This window comes from Pseudomonas lurida (genome assembly GCF_002563895.1).
GTDB classification, from domain to species: domain Bacteria; phylum Pseudomonadota; class Gammaproteobacteria; order Pseudomonadales; family Pseudomonadaceae; genus Aquipseudomonas; species Aquipseudomonas lurida.
The window spans coordinates 5,245,480-5,265,813 of sequence record NZ_PDJB01000001.1; the positions used below are offsets into that span (position 1 = coordinate 5,245,480).

The following is a 20,334-nucleotide window of genomic DNA, read 5'->3' on the forward strand; positions in this document are numbered from 1 at the left end:
TGGCGAGCATAAAATTCAAGGCATCCACAACTCGATGTGGGAGCGGGCTTGCCCGCTCCCACATTGGGATTGCGTTTCACATCAAGGCTCAGCGCACGCCCTCAGCCCTCAATGCCGCCGGCGTGTAGTCCGCCGCCTTGGCATTGAAACCAAACACAAAACTGCTCTTCTCTTCATTCTTCATACCCAGCGCGAGGTAGCGCCCGGCGATGATGTCGTACAGGGTTTCCACGGTGTAGGCCGGGGTCTGGTGGTTGTAGTAGAACTGCGCATGCCCCTCGGCCACCCGCCACAGTTGGCCACGCCCATCGTAGTGATCCACCAGCGCCACCTGCCAGCTGTCCTCGTCGATGTACATGTGGCGCTTGGCGTAGATATGCCGCTCACTCGGCTTGACCGTGCCCACCACTTCCCATACGCGGTGCAGCTCATAGCGGGTCAGGTCCTGGTTGATGTGGCCAGCCTTGATGATGTCGTCGTACTTGAGCGTCGGCTGGTCGAGCTTGTAGCTGTTGTAGGGGATGTACATTTCTTTCTTGCCGACCAGCTTCCAGTCGTAGCGGTCCGGGGCGCCGGAGAACATGTCGAAGTTGTCCGAGGTGCGCAGCCCGTCGGAAGCCGTCCCCGGTCCGTCATATGCCACCTGCGGCGCACGGCGCACGCGGCGCTGGCCAGCGTTGTAGATCCACGCCAGGCGCGGTTCCTTCACCTGGTCGAGGGTTTCATGCACCAGCAGCACGTTGCCCGCCAAGCGCGCCGGCGCGGTCACCGACTGCTTGAAGAAGGTCAGCACGTTGGCTGCCTTGGCCGGGTCCATGTCGGGGATCAGTTGCGGCACGGCCACCTCTTCCTCGAAGCGGATCGGCGTGTAGCTACCGTTGGTCTGCGGTGTGGCCTGGGTGATGATGCGGCGCAGGTTGCCGCCGTGATAACGGGTGATGTGGTTCCACAGCACTTCCACGCCATTCTTGGGAATCGGAAACGCGTAGTAGCGGTTGCCGGTGAAGTTCTCCAGGCCGTTGCCGTCGTTGATCGGCTTGACGTTCAGCGCGCTGCGCTTGATCGACTCGTAGATCTCCGGCGGCAGGTTCACCGTACGGTGGGTCGGGTACACCGGAATCTTGTAGGTCTCGGGGTAGCGCTTGAACATCGCCACCTGGCCGTCGGAAAGTTTGTCCTTGTACTTGTCGACGGTGGCCGCGGTGATCACGAACAGCGGCTTTTCACTGGCAAACGGGTCGGCCAGGAAGCCCTTGCTGTCGACCGCGCCGGCGTTCTTGGGGATGCCACCGGTCCAGGCCGGGATCGAGCCGTCGGCGTTGCCGGCTTTTTCGGCGCCCACCGGGGTCAGGGTGGTACCGAGCTTGGCAGCCTCGTCCGGCGACACAGCTGCCATCACATTGGCTGCCAAGAGGCTGAGGGCCATTACCGCAAATAGCTTACGCATAGAGTCTTGTCCTTCTTTAAGCCAGATCAGAAGTTCACGCCGAAGCTGAGGGCGAGGAAATCGCGGTCGGTCAGGGTGTTGTAGTCGCCACCAAAGAAGTCGGTGTAGCTGAGGCTGGCGGTGTAGGTATTGCGGTAGTCCGCATCGACACCGACGCTGATCGCCTTGGCGCCTTTGTTGAACAGGCCATTGGGGCCGTAGCCGGCGACGTCATGGGACCAGGACAGGTTGGGCTTGAGGTTGATCCCGGCAATCACGTTGTTGTAGTCCAGGATCGCCCGCGCGCGGTAGCCCCAGGAGGTGGATGTGACGAAACCATCGGTGTCACCCTGGAAACCGTAGGCGCCGTACACCGAGTCGCGGCCATAGCGAAGTTTGGATTTATCTTCCAGGCCTGCGACATGGACGATGGCCGCTTCACCCACCACCGTGAGCCGTTCGGCGCCCAGCACCTGGTCGAAGAACTGGGTCATGGTGCTTTGGATCTGAGTGATCTCTTTACGGCGATAGCCTTTGTTGTCGTCACCGAAGTTGCTGCGGATGGGTGACGCCAGCTGACCGGCGACCGGGTTGATCAGGGCCAGGGTCAAGTCGGTGGTATTGAGTTGCACCGGGGCATTGGGCCGGTAGCTGATCTCACCGGTCCACGCCGTGCCGGTGGGCAAGGTCGTCGAGAAGCTGGCACCGAACAGGCGGATATCTTCGGGGTAGTCGAGGTAGTACTGGCCGCGGCCGAGCATCAGGCTTTGCACCAGGCCCGCGCCGGAACCCGGCGCCAGGCCGTTGGCGGTACCGGCAATCGCGCCGAGCGTGGCCAGGCTGGTGGTGTTGGTGATGGTGCCCACCGTCGGCGTGCGGCTGTGGTAGTTCATGAAGTACAGGCCGTACTCGGTGTCATCCCCTAGCCAGCGCAACGCGGCGCCGAACTGACCGGAATCACGCGCGTCACGGTCACCTGCGCGGCGTACGATCACCCCTTCATTGGTCACGCCAAACCCTTGGCCAAACGCCGCAGCCACAGGTTGCAATGGCGCAATCGCCGGGTTCCCCACCGTGTAGTTGTTGGTGCACCCATCCGCCGCCACGTCGCCACCGAAGAAGGTGCCGCAGTTATCCAGTACCGTCTGGTCCCACTCCAACTGGTAGAAACCTTCTACCGTCAGTTGGTTGGTGAGGGTCTGGGACGCGAATAGCATGTTGACCGGAATCAGCCCTTCCTTGATCTCGGCACCGGGACGGCGAAAGGCCGACACGTCAACCGGGTTGATGCTGTTGATGGAGTTGCCGATGAAGGTACTTTCGCCCCAGCTCACGACCTGCTTGCCCGCGCGCACGGTGCCCGGCAGGTCACCCAGCGAATAGTTGTGGTAGACGAATGCATCGAGAATTTGCGCGCCGCTGGATTTGGCGCCTTCCTTGCGGTTGTGGTCGCTGATGGGCTTGAACTCGCGGTCTTCGTCCTTGAGTTCGAAGTCGTACCAGTACTTGCCGCGTACGAATACGCCTGTGTCGCCGTACTTCAACTCAAGGTCGTGCAGGCCCTTGAAGATCTTGGAGAAGGTCTCGCCCTTCTTGAAGTTCAGGCGCCCGTCATCCCCCGTGGAAGCCTGGCCGGTGCCGCCATTCACGGTGCCCACCAGTTTGCTGTCGGCATCGCGCATCCCCCAACTCGCGCCCACTGACAGCGACGAATCGAATTGCCCTTCGATCTCGCCAATGTTGAACGAAACAGCCTGTGCCTGGGCACAGCAACCCAACGCAACCGCAGCGGCCAGCGCCTGTGGCCTGAAGATGGCGCGCATTGTTGTTCTTGTCATGCGTCTTCCCCGGTGAGTGACAGAAGGCCCCACCCTACTGCCGCCCATGTGGAGCGATAAGCGCACCAAGGAGGGATTCGTGTTGTCGCTCGAAAGGATGACAGGCCGCTCTGGCCGGGGTCTGGGCGCGCGCATGCATCCGGTGGATGGCGGGTTATCAGGAGAATGGATAGCACGCCCAGCAACTGTTGCCGAATCAGCAACAGTCCTTGTCATGAATCGGCATTACTCATTTTGTTACTAACGGCTATTCTTGCCGGGCTTTCAGGGCAAATGGCCCGCTTCCCCCTCCGGAAGAAAAGCCTGATTCAGATGGATTGATGTCTTTTTTCAATCTGTTACCGGTGTTCACTGACGTTGATTTATCGCTCCTTGATCCAACGTCTTACTTCAGCCGCTGCGTTTGCAGCGGCTTTTTTTTGCCCAAAATAAAACGGGGCGCTGTCAGCGCCCCGCAGGATTCAAGCTTTTTCAAGCAACGATCACAGGCTGTATTTCTGTAGATTGGCCATCATCTCCTTCAGGGCCTCGATGTTGTCCTTGGGGTGCGCGGCCCCCTCGAAGTCGCAGATCTGCTGCCAGTGTGCCGCCACGTCTTCGGGCGAGAAACCGGCTTGCGGGTCAAAGCCCACACCCAGGCTGCGTTCCCAGCGGGTCTTGCCGATCCAGCCGCCACCGACTTCAAACAGCCCGGACGTTTCCTGGCAGGCCTCGCTGCCCAGGTACACCACCAGCGGGCTGACCAGCTCCGGCTTGAGGCGCTCGAACACTTGCGGCGGGATCAAGCCTTCAGTCATGCGCGTGCCCCCCGTGGGCGCGATGGCGTTGACCAGGATGTTGTTCTTGCGCCCTTCCAGCGCCAGGGTGCGGGTCAGCCCATACAGGCCGAGCTTAGCCATGCCATAGTTTGACTGGCCGAAGTTGCCGTAGATGCCCGAGGTGGACGCGGTGAAGATCACCCGGCCATAACCTTGCTCGCGCAGATGAGGCCAGGCGGCGCGGGTCACTTTGTAGGCGCCTTCGACGTGCACCCGGTAAACCAGGTCCCAGTCGCTGTCGTCCATTTTGTGGAAAGTCTTGTCGCGCAGGATACCGGCGTTGTTGACCACCACATCGATACGGCCGAAGGCGTCGAGGGCGTTCTGCACGATCTTGTCACCGTCGGTGACAGAGTCATGGTTGGCCTCGGCGATACCACCCGCCTCGCGAATTTCGGCCACGACCCGGTCAGCAGCCGAAGCGTTGGCGCCTTCGCCCTGGGTGGAGCCACCCAGATCGTTGACCAGCACTTTGGCGCCGTGTCTAGCGAACAGCAGCGCATGGGCCCGACCCAATCCGCCGCCGGCACCGGTGACGATCACGACCTTATCCTGGAACTGCACTGATTCACTCATACCGAACTCCAATGGCGACAATGGGAATGGGTCGAGTGTCAGGCACGGGGGCCATGGTCACAATAACCACGACTGAGCCTGAATGGTGCTCGATAAGGCAGAGGGATGATCATGTGGGCGCTGGCATGCCTGCGATGCAAGCGCCTTGGCCTTTCAGTCGAACCGCAGCGATGCTATCGCAGGCAAGCCAGCTCCCACACGGGGCCAGCAATGCGCTCGCGAAACGCCAGGTAATGCTTGAGCACCTGCACCGGCGCCTCGATCTGCGGGTAGTGGCCGATATTGGCCAACAGCACCGTATCGGCGTGTGGCACCAACGCGCGGTAACGCTCCACCATGTGGGCGCCGGAAATCGGGTCGATCTCGCCATCGATCACTCGCAGCGGTACTTCACCCTGCTGCATCGCGTGCACCCAACGTTCACGCAGGCGTCGACGCTGAGGGATGTAGGCGATGAGTTTATGCAGGATGCGCGTGCCTTCGTGAGAGTCGATCAGGCTCCAGAAATCATCCAGGGCACTTTCGCTGGGGCGGGTATTGGGGCCGAAAATCTGATTGAAGCTGTTCGCCAGGGCATTGCGTCCGAAGGCGCGGCCGATCATCCAGCCCAGGGGGCTGAGCAACATCTTCTGCACCAGGGCCGGGCGATGGGTTTCGGGAAACAGGCCACCGTTGAGAAACACACAGCTGGCCATATGAAAGCGACCTTCGTAGTGCCTGGCGAGCAGTTCCTGGGCAACGCTGTCGCCGTAGTCATGGGCGAGCACGTGTACTGGCTGCTCCACGCGCAGGTGCTCGAGCAACGCTTGCTGCAGATCCGCCTGCTCCAGCAGGCAATAACCATGGTCCAAAGGTTTGGCCGAATCGCCAAAGCCGAGCATGTCACAGGCAATTACCAGGTTTCGCTGGGCCAGGGGCTGCCACAGGTAATGCCAGTCCCAACTGGCAGTAGGGAAGCCATGGATCAACAGCAACGGTTCTCCCTGCCCCGCCACCCAGTAGCGGATGGTGTGGCCGTGGAAGTCGAACGTCTGGCTGCGTTTGCGCCAGACACTCAGCGGGATCTCGGCGAGTGGCATCAGGTTTTATACCCAGGATCGAAGCTGTCCAACTTGCGCAGCAACGCCGGCCAGGCCAGCGCGCCCCCCATACCTTGAGCACTCTTTGTGACAGCCGCCACCATTGCCTTGGCGCCGGCAAGGATCTGCGGCCCGATGGCGATCAATTCGGCGCCGCCGTTTTGCGCCAGCACCTGGATGTCGCAGGCGCGCTGGAAGGTAAACATCATCAAAAAGGTGTCGGCGATGGTGCTGCCGCAGGTCAGCAGACCGTGGTTGTGCAACATCAGAAAGCTGTTTTCGCCCAGGTCGGCCTGCAGACGGGCCTTCTCTTCGTGGTTCAACGCCACCCCCTCGTAGGCGTGATAGGCCAGGCTCGACAGTACGAAGATCGATTGCTGGCTGATCGGCAACACACCCTGCTTCTGCGCTGCCACCGCGACACCGGCAGCGGTGTGGGTATGCAACACACAGGTCACGTCGTGACGCACTTCATGGATGGCGCTGTGGATGGTGTAGCCCGCAGGGTTGATCTCGTACGGGCTGTCCATCAGTTTGTTGCCGGCTTGATCGACCTTGACCAGGCTCGACGCAGTGATCTCATGGAACATCAGCCCATAGGGGTTGATCAGGAAATCATCGGTGCCCGGCACCTTGGCGGAGATATGGGTGAAGATCAGGTCATCCCAACCATGCATCGCCACCAGGCGATAGCAGGCTGCCAGGTCGACGCGGGTTTGCCACTCGGCGGCGCTGACCTGATCTTTGACATTCTGTGGCGATAGAACGGGGGCTAGGCTCACGGTAACGACCTCCTTGGCGCACGTTATTGTTATTGTTTTTTTGAGTGATGGGCCAGTCTAGTCAGACGTCGGGGCTGCAGGAGTTGCCTTCGCAGCCAGCTTGATGGCCGTACGAGTCAGTGTTGAGAATAGTTTAAATTGCGCACAAGCAGTGTCAGAGAAGTGCCGCCAATAAAGGCACGGCAAACAGGTTGAGCAAGCCCGTCAGCACCATCACCAACCCTGCGACCGAGCCCTCTTCGCCCCCCACTTCATGCGCCCGGCTGACGCCCGCACCGTGGGCCCCTACCCCGAATAACGCGCCCCGCGCCAGAGGCGTGCGCAACGGTAACCACTTGAGCAGCACGCCGCCGAGCATGGCGCCAAACACACCGGTGAACATCACGAACACCGCCGTCAGCTCCGGTACGCCGCCAAGGTCGGAGGACACCGGCATGGCAAACGGCGTGGTAATGGAGCGCGGCACCAGCGACATCGTCACCGCACTGTCCAAGGCCAGGGCTTTGGCCAGGCCGAACGAAGTGGCGATGGACGCCGCGCTGCCCGCGACCATCCCCAGCAACAACGCCGACCAGTGCCGCGCCAACAGCCGCCGCTGTTGCCAGATCGGCACGGCGAACGCCACGGTCACCGGCCCGAGTACCAGCATCAGCCAGTGGGTGTCGGCCGCGTATTCGGCGTAGGCCGTGTTCATGGGCACGGCCACCGCCAGCAGCAGTACAGGCACCAGGATCAACGGCGACAACAGGTAGCGACCGGTGCGCCGGTAGATCCAGCGGCTGAAGATGTACGCCCCCAAGGTCAAGGCGAGCCAGAACACCGGCATCAGTTCAAGCTTCATGGCGCAGCCTCCAGCGGCAGACCAGCTCCACGGTGAACGCCGTGACCAGCATCACCGCCAAGGTACTGAAACCGATCACCAGCAGGATGCGCCAACCGTCATTGCGCAGCAGGCCACCATAGTCCAACAGGCTCATCAAGGCGGGAATGAAGAACAGCAGCATCTCGGCCATCAGCACGCCCGCGCCCAATTGCAGGGCCGCCGGCTTGACCAGGCCGCTGGCGAAGGTTGCCAACAACAGGCCCAGGCCCACGACGCCACCGGGAACCGGCCACTTCAACCACACGGCCAGTTGGCAGCCAAGCAGGTAGATAGCCAGCAGTACGACCAGTTCAATGAACAAACGGATAAAACGTTTCATGGGCTTTGGGTCCTCGCAGGCGCTCATTTTAGAGAGGCTCGCCCCATCCCCACAGCGAATTGTTAGACTGCCAGCCATTCCACTCTGGAATACGACGCCGGGAATCACACCATGGAATTCAAACAGCTGCGCAGTTTTGTCGAAGTGATCCACCAGGGCGGATTTACCCAGGCCGGCAAAACCCTGCATATCAGCCAGTCCGCTGTCAGCAAGCAGGTCGCGCACTTGGAGCAAAGCCTCGGCACGCCACTGCTTGACCGGATAGGCTCGCAGATCCGCCTGACCGCCGCTGGCCACGTGGTCCTGCAACGTGCCGAAGCCATGCTGCGCCTGCAAAACGAGCTGCTCAGCGAATTGGATGACATGCAGCAATTGACCCGCGGTGAATTGCGCCTGGGCCTGCCATTGCTGGCGGGCGATACCTTGTTCGCCGGGTTGTTTGCCGAATACCGCAGGCGTTATCCGAACGTGACCATCCAACTGCTGGAAGGCGGCAGCCGCAATATCGAGCAGGCCATCCTGAGTGGTGAACTGGAAGTGGGGGGCAGCTTGAAGCCCAGCGACCCGGCATTTGCCTGGCAAGCGTTCTGCGACGAGCCCCTGGATGCGTTATTGCCGATCGATCATCCCCTGGCGGATAACGCCCAGGTACGCCTGGAGGAATTGGCCGAGACGCCGTTCCTGATGTACCAGCGCAGCTTCGTGCTGAACGACCGCCTGATGCAGGCATGTGAGCAACTGGGGTTTACGCCGAAGGAAATCGGTCGCAGTGGCCAGGCGGACTTCCTCGCCGCCCTGGTCGCCGCCGGCCAGGGCGTGGTGCTGCTGCCCAGTGTGGTCGCCCGTGGGCTGGTGCGGCCAGGCGTGGTACGCCTCACATTGAAGGCACCCGAGTACCTGCGCTGGGACATTGCGTTTATCTGGCGTGAGGGCGCCTATCTGTCGAAGGCCGCCCAGGCCTGGCTGGCGTTGCTGCGCGAATTTCCGGTCAAGCGCGCAGTGCAGTGACCAGTTCAGCCAGCCATGGCTCGGCATCGGCTTCCGGCGTGACGCTTTCACTGGCGTCCAGGCGCAGCATCGGCAGCACTTCGCGCACGCCCAGTTCGGCAAACAGCTCGCGCATCTGCTCACCGCCGCCACAGAAGGTGTCGCCATAGCTGGCGTCGCCCAGGCCGATCACCGCACCGGGCAGGCCGCGCCAGGCGGCCGGCAGTTGGTCGCGAATCATCGAATACAGCGGTTGCAGGTTGTCGGGCAGTTCGCCCATGCCGGTGGTGGAGGTCACCGCCAGGAAAGCATCCGGCGCAAACGCCTGCACATCCGCCAGGCTGGCGCGAGGGTTGTGCCAGGCCTCAAAACCGGCGGCATTGAGGATACCGGCAGCGTGACGGGCAACTTCTTCAGCCGTGCCGTAGACCGAGCCGGAAAGGATGGCGACTTTCATCAATCTGATCCTGTAGTTGAGCGAAAGCCTGGGATATTAACAGCTGGCGCAAATATTTCGGCGCACCCCGTGCAACATTCAGGGCATGTCATAAACTGCCAACTTCAATCACAAGCCATGGACCGCTCAATGATTAACGCCAAGCTGATGCAACTGGTTGTGAATGCATCCAACGACGGTATCGTCATTGCCGAACGCGAAGGCAAGGACAAGCCACTGATCTATGTCAACCCGGCATTCGAACGGCTGACCGGCTACACCCTTGATGAAATCCTTTATCAGGATTGCCGCTTCCTGCAAGCGGGCGACCGCGACCAACCGGCCCTGATGGCCATCCGCGATGCCTTGGAAAGCGGCGGATCCTGCCGGGAAATCCTGCGCAATTATCGCAAGGACGGCAGTCACTTCTGGAACGAGCTGTCGCTTTCAACGGTATACAACGAGGCCGACAAGCAGACTTACTTCGTCGGCGTGCAAAAGGACGTCACCCTCCAGATCAAGGCCCAGCAACGCGTGGCTCAACTGGAAGCCGAGCTGGCGCGGGTCGGGGCCGAGCTGGCGGCGCTCAAAGCGACGAGCGGATCTAACAAAATTTAGAAAATACGTTCATTACGGAGGATAATGGCATTTTAACACCCCCTCACCGAGCTCGATCGATGCAACGCGATGCGCTTCTGACCCAGGATGAGCTGGATTTCATTCAGAACATGCAGCACAACCCACAGCTCAACCTGCGGGATGCGTCGTCGAGCCTGACCGTCAATGGCGGCGCGCAACTTCGCGATTTGCTCACTCGGCTGGCCGCCCACGACCACGTCACCCTCCAGGCGCAATTCGATAACCAGCAACTCACCTTCCCCCTGCACCTGGTAGAGGATGAGTTTCATGCCGTGCATTTGCGCTTGGGTGTGCCGAGCATTTTCGAAGACGGGCCGATGATCCGCCCGTGGCGCCTGGCACTGGAATCACCCGTAGCGCTGGAAAACATCAAGGGCACCCCGGGCGCACTGTGGGTGCATGAGGTGTCATTCAAGGGTGTGCTGGTGGAGATTCGCGGCAGGATCAAACCGCCGAAAACCTTTTCCCTGTGGTTCAGCCCCTCGGGCTATGAACGCATCGCACTGCGCGGCACGTTCGAGCGGGAAACTGCACGGGGGTTGTTTGCCTACCGCCTGAACCAGGGCGACGTGGATGAAACCGAGCGCCTGCGCCAATTCATCCTGCACCAACACCGCCTGGTCCACCCGCAGATGCACGCCTGAGATCAGGTATCCAGCGTCCCGCCGAGAAACTGCTGCAAGCGCTGCTGCATCGAGCGACCGTCATTGCCCAGGCAGCCGATGGGCGTGCCCGACAGCCCTGCCCCGGCAAGGTCAGAGGCTGCACCGGCGAGGAACAGCGGGCAATCTAGGGTCAACGCCAAGCGGTTCAGGCGCGCAGCCAGATCCTGGTTGTGTGAGTGATTGGAAAAGAGGACGAGCCCTTGGGGCCGAGTCTTTTCACAGACCAGCGTCAATTCATCAAGCGGTTGCCCCATGGGCAGCACCTGCACGGCCAGCGCATCTCGACTCATCATCAACGCGGCAACCAGCAACTCCAATTTACGGCACTCGCCGGGAATGGCCGCCAGCAAAATCCGTGGAGCCTTCGTGGCACATGCCAGGCGCAGGCGCTCCAAAGCGCGCACTTGCAGGAAACTGTCGAGGAACAGCCATTCGCTGGCCTGGCCAAAACGGCCCTGGTGGCGTAGCAGGTTGCTCCACAGAGGCATCAGGATGTCCTGGAACGCCACGCTGAGCGGGTAGCTGGCGAGCACCTGGCCATAGAGGCTTTCCAACTGCCGGTCGTCGAATTCACTGACAGCCTGCATCAGCCGCACCTGCCATTGCGGCCATTCATTCTCCTCGACCGTATCTCGCTCGGCCCGTACCGCTTCGGCCTGCTGATCGTCACGGGCGAGAATCTTGCCCACCTTGCTCACGGCCACGCCGCGCTCGATCCAGTCGAGAATACGATTGACGGTCTGGATATCGGTCTTGGAGTAGAGGCGGTGCCCACTTTCGGTGCGCGTGGGCTGGATCAGCCCGTAACGTCGCTCCCACGCACGCAATGTCACCGGGTTGACACCTGTCAGTCTCGAAACTTCACGAATAGGAAACAACGCATCGGCATCCGAACGGATACCGTGGACTATTTCGCGATGAGGCACAGTAATTTCGGGCATTTGAGGTCGGAAACATCCGTGTAAATGTGGGTCCCATTTAACGCCGAATCAACTGTCCGATTCAAGCAGCCAGGCAAACCGACCGAAGTGTCTGGCGTATTTTTGCAAAACAGGAATAATCCTTGCCTGTTTTTTAGCGCAGCCGCATTACCCCGCGGCTACGCCTGTGTGCCACCTACCCGGTCCAGCGCACCCGATTACTGGAGATACATAATGTCTACCTCACCCGTCACCCTGATGGTTGCGCGCCGCGTGGCCAAGGGTCGCTACGAAGAACTGATGGCCTGGCTGCGCGAAGGCGAGCAATTGGCCACGGACTTTCCCGGCTACCTGGGTTCAGGCGTCCTCGCGCCACCGCCCAATGATGATGAATTCCAGATCATATTCCGCTTCGCCGATGAGAAGACCCTGCATGCCTGGGAGTTTTCCGCCTCCCGCAGCGCGTGGCTCAGCCGTGGCAGCGACTTGTTTGCCGACCCATCCGAGCACCGCGTGCGCGGCATCGACGGCTGGTTCGGCGCGGTAGGGGCACGTCCGCCGCGCTGGAAGCAGGCAGTAGCGATCTGGCTGGCGTTTTTCCCGGTGTCGCTGCTCTTCAACTTCGTCCTGGGCCCGCTGCTGGGCGAGTTGGACCTGGCGCCACGCGTGCTGGTCAGCACCCTGGCGCTCACGCCCCTGATGGTCTACTGGTTCATCCCGCTGTCGACCCACCTGTTGGCGAATTGGCTGCATCCTGCCCCGACCCCGCGCAAGGCCACCGAAGCCGCGGCGTGAATACACGGGGTGGCCGGTCGCTGGTATAGTTTCAATCTGCCAGCGATTCGAGCCCCCCATGACCGCAACAAACGCCCCGATCCTGATCACCGGTGCCGGCCAACGTGTCGGCCTGCATTGCGCCCAGCGCCTGCTGGACGAGGGCCAATCGGTCATATTCAGCTACCGTAGCGAGCGCCCCGGCGTGCAAGCGCTGCGCGAACGCGGGGCGATCGGTGTGTTTGCCGACTTTTCCAGCGAAGCCGGGATCCTTGCGTTTATCGCTGAACTCAAGAACCTGACGCCCAGCTTGCGGGCCATCATCCACAACGCTTCGGCCTGGGTTGCAGAAACCCCGGGTGACGAGAGCCGCGCCTTGATCGACATGTTCAGCGTGCACATGCTTGCGCCGTACCTGATCAACCTGCATTGTTCACCCTTGCTGCAACGCTCTTCACCCGCCGACATCGTGCATATCAGCGATGACGTGGTGCGCAAGGGCAGCCGCCAGCACATCGCCTATTGCGCCACCAAGGCCGGGCTCGACAGCCTGACCCTGTCGTTTGCCGCGCAGCTTGCGCCGCTGATCAAGGTCAACGGCATCGCTCCGGCAATGGTGATGTTCAACGACGGCGATGACGCAGCCTACCGCGCCAAGGTGCTGGCCAAGTCGGCACTGGGCATCGAGCCCGGGCCCGAAGTGATCTACCAGAGCGTGCGTTACCTGCTGGACAACCCCTATGTCACCGGTACCACCCTGACCGTCAACGGCGGGCGGCATATCAAGTAAGCCGTTTGTGAGGATGTTGTATGACCTTATCCCTGCCCCACCATTACCGCGAGATCCTCAAGGGCTTGGGCGAAGACCCCGAGCGCGAAGGCTTGCTCGATACGCCCAAGCGCGCCGCCAAGGCCATGCAATACCTGTGTCATGGCTACGAGCAGAACCTGGAAGAAATCGTCAACGGTGCGCTGTTTGCCTCTGACAATGACGAGATGGTGATCCTCAAGGACATCGAGTTGTACTCACTGTGCGAACACCACCTGCTGCCGTTTATCGGCAAGGCTCACGTGGCCTACATTCCGACCGGCAAGGTGCTGGGCCTGTCGAAACTGGCGCGCATCGTCGACATGTTCGCCCGCCGCCTGCAGATCCAGGAAAACCTCACGCGGCAGATCGCCGACGCCATCCAGGACGTGACCCAGGCCGCCGGCGTGGCCGTGGTGATCGAAGCCAAGCACATGTGCATGATGATGCGCGGCGTGGAAAAACAGAATTCAACCATGAACACCTCGGTGATGCTCGGCGCGTTCCGCGAGTCGAACACCACGCGCATGGAGTTCCTGCAACTGATCGGACGGAGCAAGTAGCAATGCCACAACTTCAACCAGGCATGGCGCGCATCCGGGTCAAGGACCTGTGCCTGCGCACCTACATCGGCATCAACGAGGACGAGATCCTCAACAAACAGGATGTGCTGATCAACCTGACCATCCTGTATGCCGCCCAGGACGCCGTGCGCGACAACGATATCGACCACGCGCTGAATTACCGCACCATCACCAAGGCAATCATCGCCCACGTCGAGGGCAACCGTTTTGCCCTGCTGGAGCGCCTGACCCAGGAGTTGCTTGACCTGGTGATGAGCAACGAGTCGGTGCTGTACGCCGAGGTCGAAGTGGACAAGCCGCATGCGCTGCGCTTTGCCGAATCGGTTTCGATAACGCTCGCGGCGAGCCGCTCAACCTCAAGCGACAAGCTTTAAGCCACACGTTAACGCCAATCTCACTCCAACTTGCAGCTTGAAGCTTACCCGCTTGAAGCTGTCTCGAAGAGACCGCCATGAACGACCAACAACGCCTTGAACTCGAAGCCGCCGCCTTCCGCCGGCTGGTGGCCCACCTGGACAGCCGCAAGGATGTGCAGAACATTGACCTGATGAACCTCTCGGGCTTCTGCCGCAACTGCTTGTCCAAGTGGTACAAGGCCGAAGCCGATGAGCGCCAGATCGAACTGAGCCTCGATGATGCCCGTGAAGTGGTGTACGGCATGCCGTACGCCGAGTGGAAAGCCCAATACCAGAAAGAAGCCAGCGCCGACCAGCAGGCCGCGTTCGCCAAAGGAAAACCCCATGACTGATCTGAACACCCTGCGCGCCAGCCTCAACAGCGGCGAACACGTTTTTGCCGATACCCTGGCGTTTGTCGCTGCCGGTTATGACTACCAGCCGCAAGCCTTCACCAACGGCGATGTGGAAAACGCTGCCGGGCAGAACGAAGGTTCGTGCAAGACACTGGGATTGGCATTGCTGGAAGGGTTGAGCGATCAGGAAGCGTTGCTGGCGTTTGGCGAGCATTACCGTTCGGTGGTGGCAACGCCTGAGGGCAGCGACCATGGCAACATCCGTGCATTGATCGCCAATGGCTTGGCCGGTGTGAAGTTCAGCGCACACCCCCTGACCCGCCGCTAACCCGGTCACTGTGGGCGGCGGGCGTGCCCGCGATGGCGGTGGTGCCTGGTGCACCGTTATCGCAGGCAAGCCAGCTCCCACATGTGTTCTTGGGTATTAGTTAAATCGCGGAAATAAAAAAACCGGCCTCAGGGCCGGTTTTTTTAGGTCAACGGGTTCAGAACGAAGCGTTCTGCAGGCCGTCGAGGTAACGCTCTGCGTCCAATGCCGCCATGCAGCCGGCGCCGGCCGAGGTGATGGCCTGACGGTACACGTGGTCAGCCACGTCACCGGCAGCGAAGATACCTTCGATGTTGGTGGCCGTCGCGTTGCCTTCACGGCCGCCCTGCACCACCAGGTAGCCGTCTTTGGCTTCCAGCACGCCTTCGAACAGCGAGGTGTTCGGGGTGTGGCCGATGGCGATGAACACGCCGTCGACTTTCAACTCGTCGAAGCTGCCGTCGTTGTTTTTCAGGCGCGCACCGGTCACGCCCATGTTGTCGCCCAAGACTTCGTCCAGGGTGGCGTTGAGCTTGAGGATGATCTTGCCTTCAGCCACACGGGCGTGCAGCTTGTCGATCAGGATCTTCTCGGCGCGGAAGGTCTCGCGGCGGTGAACCAGGGTCACGGTGCTGGCGATGTTGGCCAGGTACAGCGCCTCTTCCACGGCTGTATTGCCGCCACCGACGACGGCGACCGGCTTGTTGCGGTAGAAGAAACCGTCGCAGGTCGCGCAGGCGGACACGCCTTTGCCCATGAACGCTTCTTCCGATGGCAGGCCCAGGTAACGGGCGCTGGCGCCGGTGGCAATGATCAGCGCGTCACAGGTGTAGACGCCGCTGTCGCCGGTGAGGCTGTAAGGCTTCTTGGAGAAGTCGACCTTGTTGATGTGATCAAACACGATCTCGGTTTCGAAGCGTTCGGCGTGCTCTTTCATGCGCTCCATCAGCACCGGCCCGGTCAGGCCGTGGACGTCGCCCGGCCAGTTGTCGACTTCAGTGGTGGTGGTCAACTGACCGCCCGCCTGCATGCCGGTGATCAGCAACGGCTTGAGGTTGGCCCGGGCAGCGTAGACGGCAGCGCTGTAACCGGCAGGGCCGGAACCGAGAATAATCACTCGCGAATGACGGGTATCAGACATGACTCACTCCTATCGACCACCCGGAGTACAAGGTGGCTGGAATAAAAAAGGGACCACGAAGCACTTGGGGAAGGCTTGAACTCGCAGGCCCTGAAAAATAATGGGTGCAGCGTATCGAGGGGGGCAAGATTAAGGAAATACGGAATAACAATCCAGCTCATAGGTGGTCTCTATGCAGTCCACACGATTAATCGACGGCTTTGTTACCACGGATGTCGCCGCTTTCGCCTTGAAGGCAAAGCCGGTAAGGTCGGCGCGTTCGTTCCTTTGCTCGGAGTTCTCCATGCCCGCCCCTGCTCTTTCCGGCCCGCAATACCTGCGTGAAGGCCTCAAACTGGTGTTGAGCCCAGGCCTGCGCCTGTTTGTGCTGTTGCCGCTGACGATCAACCTGGTGCTGTTCGTCGGCTTGATCTATTTCGCCGGCCATCAGTTCAGCCTGTGGGTGGACCACTTGATGCCGACACTGCCGAGCTGGCTGAGCTTCCTGAATTACCTGCTATGGCCATTGTTCGTGGTGCTGGTGGTGCTGATGGTGTTTTTCACCTTCACGATGCTGGCCAACATTATCGCGGCGCCCTTCAACGGCTTCCTGTCAGAGAAGGTCGAAGTGGTCGTGCGAGGCACCGATGACTTCCCAGCCTTCAGCTGGGGCGAGTTGATCGCCATGGTCCCCCGCACCCTGGCGCGGGAAATGCGCAAGCTGGGCTACTTCCTGCCACGGGCCATCGGCCTGTTTATCCTGTCGTTCATTCCAGTGGTCAACCTGATCGCGGCACCGCTTTGGCTGTTGTTTGGCGTGTGGATGATGGCGATCCAGTACATCGACTACCCGGCCGACAACCACAAGCTGGGCTGGAACGAAATGCTCGCCTGGCTGCGCCAGAAGCGCTGGCAGAGCATGAGCTTCGGCGGGATCGTTTACCTGGTGCTGCTCGTGCCGGTGGTCAACCTGCTGATGATGCCGGCGGCGGTGGCCGGGGCTACGTTGTTCTGGGTGCGCGAGCAAGGGGCCGAGGCAATGGCACAGCAGCAAAAAGTGACCACGTCATAAATCCATCATCTCGATGACACAATGACGACATGGCCTACAGCGACACTGTGGGTCATGACGACAGCTTCGCTTCACATCACCCTCATCACCGAAACCTTCCCGCCAGAGATCAACGGGGTGGCCAATACCCTTGGCCGCCTGTGCGAGGGGTTGCGCGCTCGTGGCCATCAAGTCGAGCTGGTTCGCCCGCGCCAGGGCGTCGACCAGAGCCGCCCCAGCGACGACGCGCTACTGCTGTGCCGCGGCTGGCCGCTGCCGGGTTATCCGGGCCTGCAATGGGGGCAGTCGTCGATGCACAAGTTGCTGAGGCGCTGGACGCGCCAGCGCCCGGACGTCCTGTACATTGCCACGGAAGGGCCCTTGGGCCTGTCTGCCCTGCGCGCGGCACGTCGCCTGGGAATCAGCGTGGTCAGCGGCTTCCATACCAATTTCCAGCAGTACTCGAACCAATATGGCTTGAGCCTGTTGAGCCGTATGGTCACTCACTACCTGCGCTGGTTTCACAACCGTTCGACCCTGACCCTGGTGCCCAGCGCCAGCCAGCGGCTGGAGTTGGAGCGCCGGCATTTCGAGCGCCTGGGAATGTTGTCCCGCGGGGTCGACAGCCAGTTGTTCCACCCGGCCAAGCGTAACAATGCATTGCGCGAAAGCTGGGGCCTGGAAAACGACGACATTGCAGTCCTGCATGTCGGGCGCCTGGCGCAGGAGAAGAACCTGGGGCTGCTCAAACGCTGCTTCGATACGCTGCAGGATGCTTATCCCTGGCGCCGGCTGAAGTTGATCATCGTCGGCGATGGCCCGCAGCGCCCGCTGTTGGAGCAGGAACTGCCCGACGCGGTGTTCTGCGGTACCCAACGCGGCGAAGAACTGGCCCGGCACTATGCTTGCGGGGATCTGTTCCTGTTCCCCAGCCTGACCGAAACCTTCGGCAATGTGGTGTTAGAAGCCATGGCTTCCGGGCTCGGCGTAGTGGCGTACGACCAGGCGGCTGCAACCCAGCATATTCGTCATGGCTACAATGGCGTGCTGGCGATGCCGGGAGATGAGAATGCTTTTTGCGATGCCGCCGTCTGGTTGCTGGAAGAGCGCGAGACCTTGCGCCGGGCTCGACTGAACGCTCGCCAACATGCCAGCCGCCAGGGCTGGCCGGCGATCATCGAGCAATTCGAACGCCAGTTACGCGGTGTGTGTGAGGACGGGCATCCACTGCCCGTCCTGTCGCCACTTACACCAGGGTCGTCAACGCCTCACGACTGAACGGCAGGATGTCACCCTCGCGCCCTTCGCGCACTTTCACGGCCCAATCCGGGTCCACCAGCAATGCACGGCCCACGGCCACCAGGTCAAACTCGTCGTTGTTCAAGCGCTCCAGCAGCTTTTCCAGGCTGGCCGGTTGCGCGACCTTGTCGGTGTTGACCATGAACTGCAGGAACTCGCCATCCAGGCCAACGCTGCCCACGGTGATGGTCGGCTTGCCGGTGAGCTGACGGGTCCAGCCGGCCAGGTTGAGGTCGGAACCTTCGAATTCAGGCTCCCAGAAACGGCGTGTAGAGCAGTGGAAAATGTCCACGCCGGCGTCAGACAACGGCTTGAGAAATGCTTCCAGCGCCTCCGGCGTTTGCACCAGGCGCGCGGTGTAGTCCTGTTGCTTCCACTGGGAGAAACGGAAGATGATCGGGAAGTCCGGGCCCACCGCAGCACGCGTGGCCTGGATCAGCTCGATGGCAAAGCGCGAGCGGTTGGCCAGGCTGCCGCCGTATTCGTCCGTACGCTGGTTGCTGCCCTCCCAGAAGAACTGGTCGACCAGATAGCCGTGGGCGCCGTGGATCTCCACGCCGTCCATGCCGATGCTCTGGGCATCCTTGGCGGCTTGGGCGAAGGCGTTGATGACATCCTTGATGTCTTGTTGGGTCATGCCGTGGACGACCACGTTGCCGTCCTTGAGTTTCTCCATCGGACCGTAGGCCGGCACGCTGGCATCAGGCTCGGTGCCAATACGGCGCACACTGCCCACATGCCAAAGCTGTGGAACGATCTTGCCGCCCTCGGCGTGCACGGCGTCGACCACTTTCTTCCAGCCGGCCAGCGCGGCTTCACCATAGAAATGCGGGACGTTTGGGTAACCGTTGGACGCCCGGTGGCCGACCACGGTGCCTTCAGTGATGATCAGGCCCACGCCGGCAGCGGCGCGGCGGCGGTAATACTCGATCACCTTGGCGTTGGGTACGCCACCCGGGGAAAACGACCGTGTCATTGGCGCCATGACGACGCGGGTCGACAGTTGCAATGCACCGAGCTGGAAAGGTTTGAACAAGGCTTGGACGGGCATGGGAGCGCTCCACGGAAGACAGGATTTATGATGTCGATAATATGGGCAGCGCGCCGTGCGGGATAGCACTATTGATCTGGGTGATTAAGGGGTAAAAGCAGGACGCGGAGCATCCGAAGGGCATTCCCACGCGGGGCGTGGGAACGATCGAACCGGTGTTTCAGGCCAGGGCTTTTTCGATGGCCTGGACCACCGACGGATCATCGGGCGGGGTACGCGGAGAAAAGCGCGCGAGTACCCGCCCATCCTTACCCAGCAGGAATTTCTCGAAGTTCCAGGTGATATCCCCAGGAAACTCGGCGCCCTCACCCGCCAGCAGGCGGTACAGCTGATGACGATCAGGACCGTTGACCTCAAGCTTGCTGCCCAACGGGAACGTCACGCCGTAGTTCAGGCTGCAGAACGACTGGATCTCTTCCTCGGTACCTGGCTCCTGCCCTGCAAACTGGTTGCACGGCAGGCCGAGCACGGTAAATCCCTGGTCCTTGTACTGCTGGTAGAGGTTTTCCAGCGCGGCATATTGCGGGGTCAAACCACATTTGGAGGCCACGTTGACTACCAGCACCACTTGCCCCTTGAAGGGCGCCAGTGGCAGGTCTTGTCCGTCCAAAGCTTTGAGTTTCAGGTCGTGGAAAGCACTCATGACGAACTCCAGATATCCCATGTTCTTCGCATTGCGGCCTTTCGAGATTACAACCCGCAAGCCTGCAATCATAGACGCCGATTACAAAACTCGCCTGCGGGTTACTGAGCGGTCGGCCAGGGCAGAATCGGAATGGCCGTCACGGCGTTCTGCGGGCTGCCTTCGATCAGGCGGTCGCTATAGACCAGGTACACCAGGGTGTTGCGCTTCTTGTCGAGGAAACGTACCACCTGCATGGTCTTGAACACCAGCGAGGTGCGTTCCTTGAAGACTTCGTCGCCGTCCTTGAGCTCGCCCTTGAAGTGGATCGGGCCCACTTGGCGGCAGGCAATCGAGGCTTCGGCACGGTCTTCGGCCAGGCCCAGGCCGCCCTTGACGCCGCCGGTCTTGGCACGCGACAGGTAGCAGGTCACGCCGTCGACCTTGGGGTCATCAAAGGCTTCGACCACAATCCGGTCATTGGGGCCGACAAACTTGAACACGGTCGACACTTGGGCAATTTCTTCAGCCGAGGCCAGCAGTGGCATGGCCAATAGCACACCGAGCAATACTTTCATTGAGCGCATCGTGTATTCCTT

General features: G+C 61.0%; 24 protein-coding genes. 11 read left to right on the forward strand and 13 right to left on the reverse strand.

Annotated features, from left to right (window positions below; translation table 11 throughout):
- Window positions 1-88 precede the first annotated feature (88 nt).
- The 7 genes from ATH90_RS23860 to ATH90_RS23890 form a co-directional block, all read right to left on the reverse strand.
- The gene (locus ATH90_RS23860; protein WP_034109303.1) at window positions 89-1,447 is read right to left on the reverse strand and encodes a DUF1329 domain-containing protein; all 1,359 of its coding nucleotides are present in this window, start codon (window positions 1,445-1,447) and stop codon (window positions 89-91) included.
- A 26-nt stretch (window positions 1,448-1,473) separates the two neighbouring features.
- A complete protein-coding gene (locus ATH90_RS23865) occupies window positions 1,474-3,264 on the reverse strand; it encodes a DUF1302 domain-containing protein (protein ID WP_098467352.1) in 1,791 nt (596 codons plus the stop codon).
- A 482-nt stretch (window positions 3,265-3,746) separates the two neighbouring features.
- Window positions 3,747-4,658, reverse strand: a complete 912-nt coding sequence (locus tag ATH90_RS23870) for an SDR family oxidoreductase (protein ID WP_034109305.1) — start codon at window positions 4,656-4,658, stop codon at window positions 3,747-3,749.
- 173 nt (window positions 4,659-4,831) lie between these two features.
- On the reverse strand, window positions 4,832-5,737 hold the full coding sequence (locus ATH90_RS23875) for an alpha/beta fold hydrolase (RefSeq protein WP_069078179.1): 906 nt from the start codon (window positions 5,735-5,737) through the stop codon (window positions 4,832-4,834).
- Window positions 5,737-6,519 (reverse strand): class II aldolase/adducin family protein, encoded by a 783-nt coding sequence (locus ATH90_RS23880; protein WP_098467353.1) that lies wholly within the window; start codon window positions 6,517-6,519, stop codon window positions 5,737-5,739. Before ATH90_RS23880 ends, ATH90_RS23875 begins: the two co-directional genes overlap by 1 nt.
- Before the next feature lie 154 nt (window positions 6,520-6,673).
- Window positions 6,674-7,360, reverse strand: a complete 687-nt coding sequence (locus ATH90_RS23885) for an LrgB family protein (RefSeq protein ID WP_034109308.1) — start codon at window positions 7,358-7,360, stop codon at window positions 6,674-6,676.
- Window positions 7,350-7,721 (reverse strand): CidA/LrgA family protein, encoded by a 372-nt coding sequence (locus ATH90_RS23890; protein ID WP_034109309.1) that lies wholly within the window; start codon window positions 7,719-7,721, stop codon window positions 7,350-7,352. Before ATH90_RS23890 ends, ATH90_RS23885 begins: the two co-directional genes overlap by 11 nt.
- A 111-nt stretch (window positions 7,722-7,832) precedes the next feature.
- Between ATH90_RS23890 and ATH90_RS23895 the strand changes: the two genes are divergently transcribed.
- Window positions 7,833-8,729, forward strand: coding sequence for a LysR family transcriptional regulator (locus ATH90_RS23895; RefSeq protein ID WP_034109310.1), 897 nt, complete (start codon window positions 7,833-7,835; stop codon window positions 8,727-8,729).
- Here ATH90_RS23895 and ATH90_RS23900 read toward each other — a convergent pair.
- Window positions 8,710-9,165, reverse strand: a complete 456-nt coding sequence (locus tag ATH90_RS23900) for a flavodoxin (RefSeq protein WP_034109311.1) — start codon at window positions 9,163-9,165, stop codon at window positions 8,710-8,712. The genes ATH90_RS23895 and ATH90_RS23900 overlap by 20 nt on opposite strands.
- Before the next feature lie 129 nt (window positions 9,166-9,294).
- Here ATH90_RS23900 and ATH90_RS23905 point away from each other — a divergent pair, with 129 nt between their 5' ends.
- Both ATH90_RS23905 and ATH90_RS23910 read left to right on the forward strand, forming a co-directional pair.
- Complete coding sequence (locus tag ATH90_RS23905) at window positions 9,295-9,762, forward strand: PAS domain-containing protein (protein WP_034109312.1); 468 nt, start codon at window positions 9,295-9,297, stop codon at window positions 9,760-9,762.
- 59 nt (window positions 9,763-9,821) lie between these two features.
- The gene (locus ATH90_RS23910; RefSeq protein ID WP_034109313.1) at window positions 9,822-10,427 is read left to right on the forward strand and encodes a hypothetical protein; all 606 of its coding nucleotides are present in this window, start codon (window positions 9,822-9,824) and stop codon (window positions 10,425-10,427) included.
- A gap of 2 nt (window positions 10,428-10,429) precedes the next feature.
- Here ATH90_RS23910 and ATH90_RS23915 read toward each other — a convergent pair whose 3' ends face one another.
- A complete protein-coding gene (locus ATH90_RS23915; protein WP_098467354.1) occupies window positions 10,430-11,389 on the reverse strand; it encodes a MerR family transcriptional regulator in 960 nt (319 codons plus the stop codon).
- 213 nt (window positions 11,390-11,602) lie between these two features.
- Here ATH90_RS23915 and ATH90_RS23920 point away from each other — a divergent pair, with 213 nt between their 5' ends.
- The 6 genes from ATH90_RS23920 (at window position 11,603) to ATH90_RS23945 (ending at window position 14,613) form a co-directional block, all read left to right on the forward strand.
- Window positions 11,603-12,163, forward strand: a complete 561-nt coding sequence (locus ATH90_RS23920) for an antibiotic biosynthesis monooxygenase (protein ID WP_034109315.1) — start codon at window positions 11,603-11,605, stop codon at window positions 12,161-12,163.
- 58 nt (window positions 12,164-12,221) lie between these two features.
- Window positions 12,222-12,932, forward strand: coding sequence for a dihydromonapterin reductase (folM, locus tag ATH90_RS23925; protein WP_098467355.1), 711 nt, complete (start codon window positions 12,222-12,224; stop codon window positions 12,930-12,932).
- Between the two features lie 20 nt (window positions 12,933-12,952).
- A complete protein-coding gene (gene folE, locus ATH90_RS23930) occupies window positions 12,953-13,513 on the forward strand; it encodes a GTP cyclohydrolase I FolE (RefSeq protein WP_025858052.1) in 561 nt (186 codons plus the stop codon).
- A gap of 2 nt (window positions 13,514-13,515) precedes the next feature.
- On the forward strand, window positions 13,516-13,908 hold the full coding sequence (gene folX / locus ATH90_RS23935; protein ID WP_034109317.1) for a dihydroneopterin triphosphate 2'-epimerase: 393 nt from the start codon (window positions 13,516-13,518) through the stop codon (window positions 13,906-13,908).
- A gap of 77 nt (window positions 13,909-13,985) precedes the next feature.
- Entirely contained in the window at window positions 13,986-14,282 is a 297-nt protein-coding gene (locus ATH90_RS23940) for a DUF1244 domain-containing protein (RefSeq protein ID WP_034109318.1), read from the forward strand.
- Window positions 14,275-14,613, forward strand: a complete 339-nt coding sequence (locus ATH90_RS23945) for a HopJ type III effector protein (RefSeq protein ID WP_034109319.1) — start codon at window positions 14,275-14,277, stop codon at window positions 14,611-14,613. Before ATH90_RS23940 ends, ATH90_RS23945 begins: the two co-directional genes overlap by 8 nt.
- Window positions 14,614-14,770: 157 nt before the next feature.
- On the opposite strand, the gene trxB is transcribed toward ATH90_RS23945, so the two are convergent.
- Window positions 14,771-15,733: a thioredoxin-disulfide reductase gene (gene trxB, locus ATH90_RS23950; protein ID WP_003176041.1), complete on the reverse strand. Its 963-nt coding sequence runs from the start codon at window positions 15,731-15,733 to the stop codon at window positions 14,771-14,773.
- 283 nt (window positions 15,734-16,016) lie between these two features.
- Between trxB and cysZ the strand changes: the two genes are divergently transcribed.
- Window positions 16,017-16,784, forward strand: coding sequence for a sulfate transporter CysZ (cysZ, locus tag ATH90_RS23960; RefSeq protein ID WP_098467357.1), 768 nt, complete (start codon window positions 16,017-16,019; stop codon window positions 16,782-16,784).
- Window positions 16,785-16,838: 54 nt separating this feature from the next.
- The gene (locus tag ATH90_RS23965; protein WP_098467358.1) at window positions 16,839-18,041 is read left to right on the forward strand and encodes a glycosyltransferase family 4 protein; all 1,203 of its coding nucleotides are present in this window, start codon (window positions 16,839-16,841) and stop codon (window positions 18,039-18,041) included.
- On the opposite strand, the gene ATH90_RS23970 is transcribed toward ATH90_RS23965, so the two are convergent.
- From ATH90_RS23970 to ATH90_RS23980, 3 genes are all read right to left on the reverse strand, one after another.
- On the reverse strand, window positions 18,010-19,113 hold the full coding sequence (locus ATH90_RS23970; RefSeq protein ID WP_098467359.1) for an NADH:flavin oxidoreductase: 1,104 nt from the start codon (window positions 19,111-19,113) through the stop codon (window positions 18,010-18,012). The two genes, ATH90_RS23965 and ATH90_RS23970, sit on opposite strands and share 32 nt — an antisense overlap.
- A 160-nt stretch (window positions 19,114-19,273) precedes the next feature.
- Window positions 19,274-19,756 carry a glutathione peroxidase gene (locus ATH90_RS23975; RefSeq protein ID WP_034109323.1) on the reverse strand — a complete coding sequence of 161 codons (483 nt, stop codon included), beginning with the start codon at window positions 19,754-19,756 and terminating at the stop codon, window positions 19,274-19,276.
- 101 nt (window positions 19,757-19,857) lie between these two features.
- On the reverse strand, window positions 19,858-20,322 hold the full coding sequence (locus tag ATH90_RS23980; protein ID WP_098467360.1) for a CreA family protein: 465 nt from the start codon (window positions 20,320-20,322) through the stop codon (window positions 19,858-19,860).
- Window positions 20,323-20,334 lie beyond the last annotated feature (12 nt).

What these genes read in the sequence shown, in the direction of transcription:
- ATH90_RS23860 (WP_034109303.1), bottom strand. Translation starts at nt 1,447, where the DNA reads ATGCGTAAGCTATTTGCGGTAATGGCCCTCAGCCTCTTGGCAGCCAAT.
- ATH90_RS23865 (WP_098467352.1), bottom strand. Translation starts at nt 3,264, where the DNA reads ATGACAAGAACAACAATGCGCGCCATCTTCAGGCCACAGGCGCTGGCC.
- ATH90_RS23870 (WP_034109305.1), bottom strand. Translation starts at nt 4,658, where the DNA reads ATGAGTGAATCAGTGCAGTTCCAGGATAAGGTCGTGATCGTCACCGGT.
- ATH90_RS23875 (WP_069078179.1), bottom strand. Translation starts at nt 5,737, where the DNA reads ATGCCACTCGCCGAGATCCCGCTGAGTGTCTGGCGCAAACGCAGCCAG.
- ATH90_RS23885 (WP_034109308.1), bottom strand. Translation starts at nt 7,360, where the DNA reads ATGAAGCTTGAACTGATGCCGGTGTTCTGGCTCGCCTTGACCTTGGGG.
- ATH90_RS23890 (WP_034109309.1), bottom strand. Translation starts at nt 7,721, where the DNA reads ATGAAACGTTTTATCCGTTTGTTCATTGAACTGGTCGTACTGCTGGCT.
- ATH90_RS23895 (WP_034109310.1), top strand. Translation starts at nt 7,833, where the DNA reads ATGGAATTCAAACAGCTGCGCAGTTTTGTCGAAGTGATCCACCAGGGC.
- ATH90_RS23900 (WP_034109311.1), bottom strand. Translation starts at nt 9,165, where the DNA reads ATGAAAGTCGCCATCCTTTCCGGCTCGGTCTACGGCACGGCTGAAGAA.
- ATH90_RS23905 (WP_034109312.1), top strand. Translation starts at nt 9,295, where the DNA reads ATGATTAACGCCAAGCTGATGCAACTGGTTGTGAATGCATCCAACGAC.
- ATH90_RS23910 (WP_034109313.1), top strand. Translation starts at nt 9,822, where the DNA reads ATGCAACGCGATGCGCTTCTGACCCAGGATGAGCTGGATTTCATTCAG.
- ATH90_RS23915 (WP_098467354.1), bottom strand. Translation starts at nt 11,389, where the DNA reads ATGCCCGAAATTACTGTGCCTCATCGCGAAATAGTCCACGGTATCCGT.
- ATH90_RS23920 (WP_034109315.1), top strand. Translation starts at nt 11,603, where the DNA reads ATGTCTACCTCACCCGTCACCCTGATGGTTGCGCGCCGCGTGGCCAAG.
- folM (WP_098467355.1), top strand. Translation starts at nt 12,222, where the DNA reads ATGACCGCAACAAACGCCCCGATCCTGATCACCGGTGCCGGCCAACGT.
- folE (WP_025858052.1), top strand. Translation starts at nt 12,953, where the DNA reads ATGACCTTATCCCTGCCCCACCATTACCGCGAGATCCTCAAGGGCTTG.
- folX (WP_034109317.1), top strand. Translation starts at nt 13,516, where the DNA reads ATGCCACAACTTCAACCAGGCATGGCGCGCATCCGGGTCAAGGACCTG.
- ATH90_RS23940 (WP_034109318.1), top strand. Translation starts at nt 13,986, where the DNA reads ATGAACGACCAACAACGCCTTGAACTCGAAGCCGCCGCCTTCCGCCGG.
- ATH90_RS23945 (WP_034109319.1), top strand. Translation starts at nt 14,275, where the DNA reads ATGACTGATCTGAACACCCTGCGCGCCAGCCTCAACAGCGGCGAACAC.
- trxB (WP_003176041.1), bottom strand. Translation starts at nt 15,733, where the DNA reads ATGTCTGATACCCGTCATTCGCGAGTGATTATTCTCGGTTCCGGCCCT.
- cysZ (WP_098467357.1), top strand. Translation starts at nt 16,017, where the DNA reads ATGCCCGCCCCTGCTCTTTCCGGCCCGCAATACCTGCGTGAAGGCCTC.
- ATH90_RS23965 (WP_098467358.1), top strand. Translation starts at nt 16,839, where the DNA reads ATGACGACAGCTTCGCTTCACATCACCCTCATCACCGAAACCTTCCCG.
- ATH90_RS23970 (WP_098467359.1), bottom strand. Translation starts at nt 19,113, where the DNA reads ATGCCCGTCCAAGCCTTGTTCAAACCTTTCCAGCTCGGTGCATTGCAA.
- ATH90_RS23975 (WP_034109323.1), bottom strand. Translation starts at nt 19,756, where the DNA reads ATGAGTGCTTTCCACGACCTGAAACTCAAAGCTTTGGACGGACAAGAC.
- ATH90_RS23980 (WP_098467360.1), bottom strand. Translation starts at nt 20,322, where the DNA reads ATGCGCTCAATGAAAGTATTGCTCGGTGTGCTATTGGCCATGCCACTG.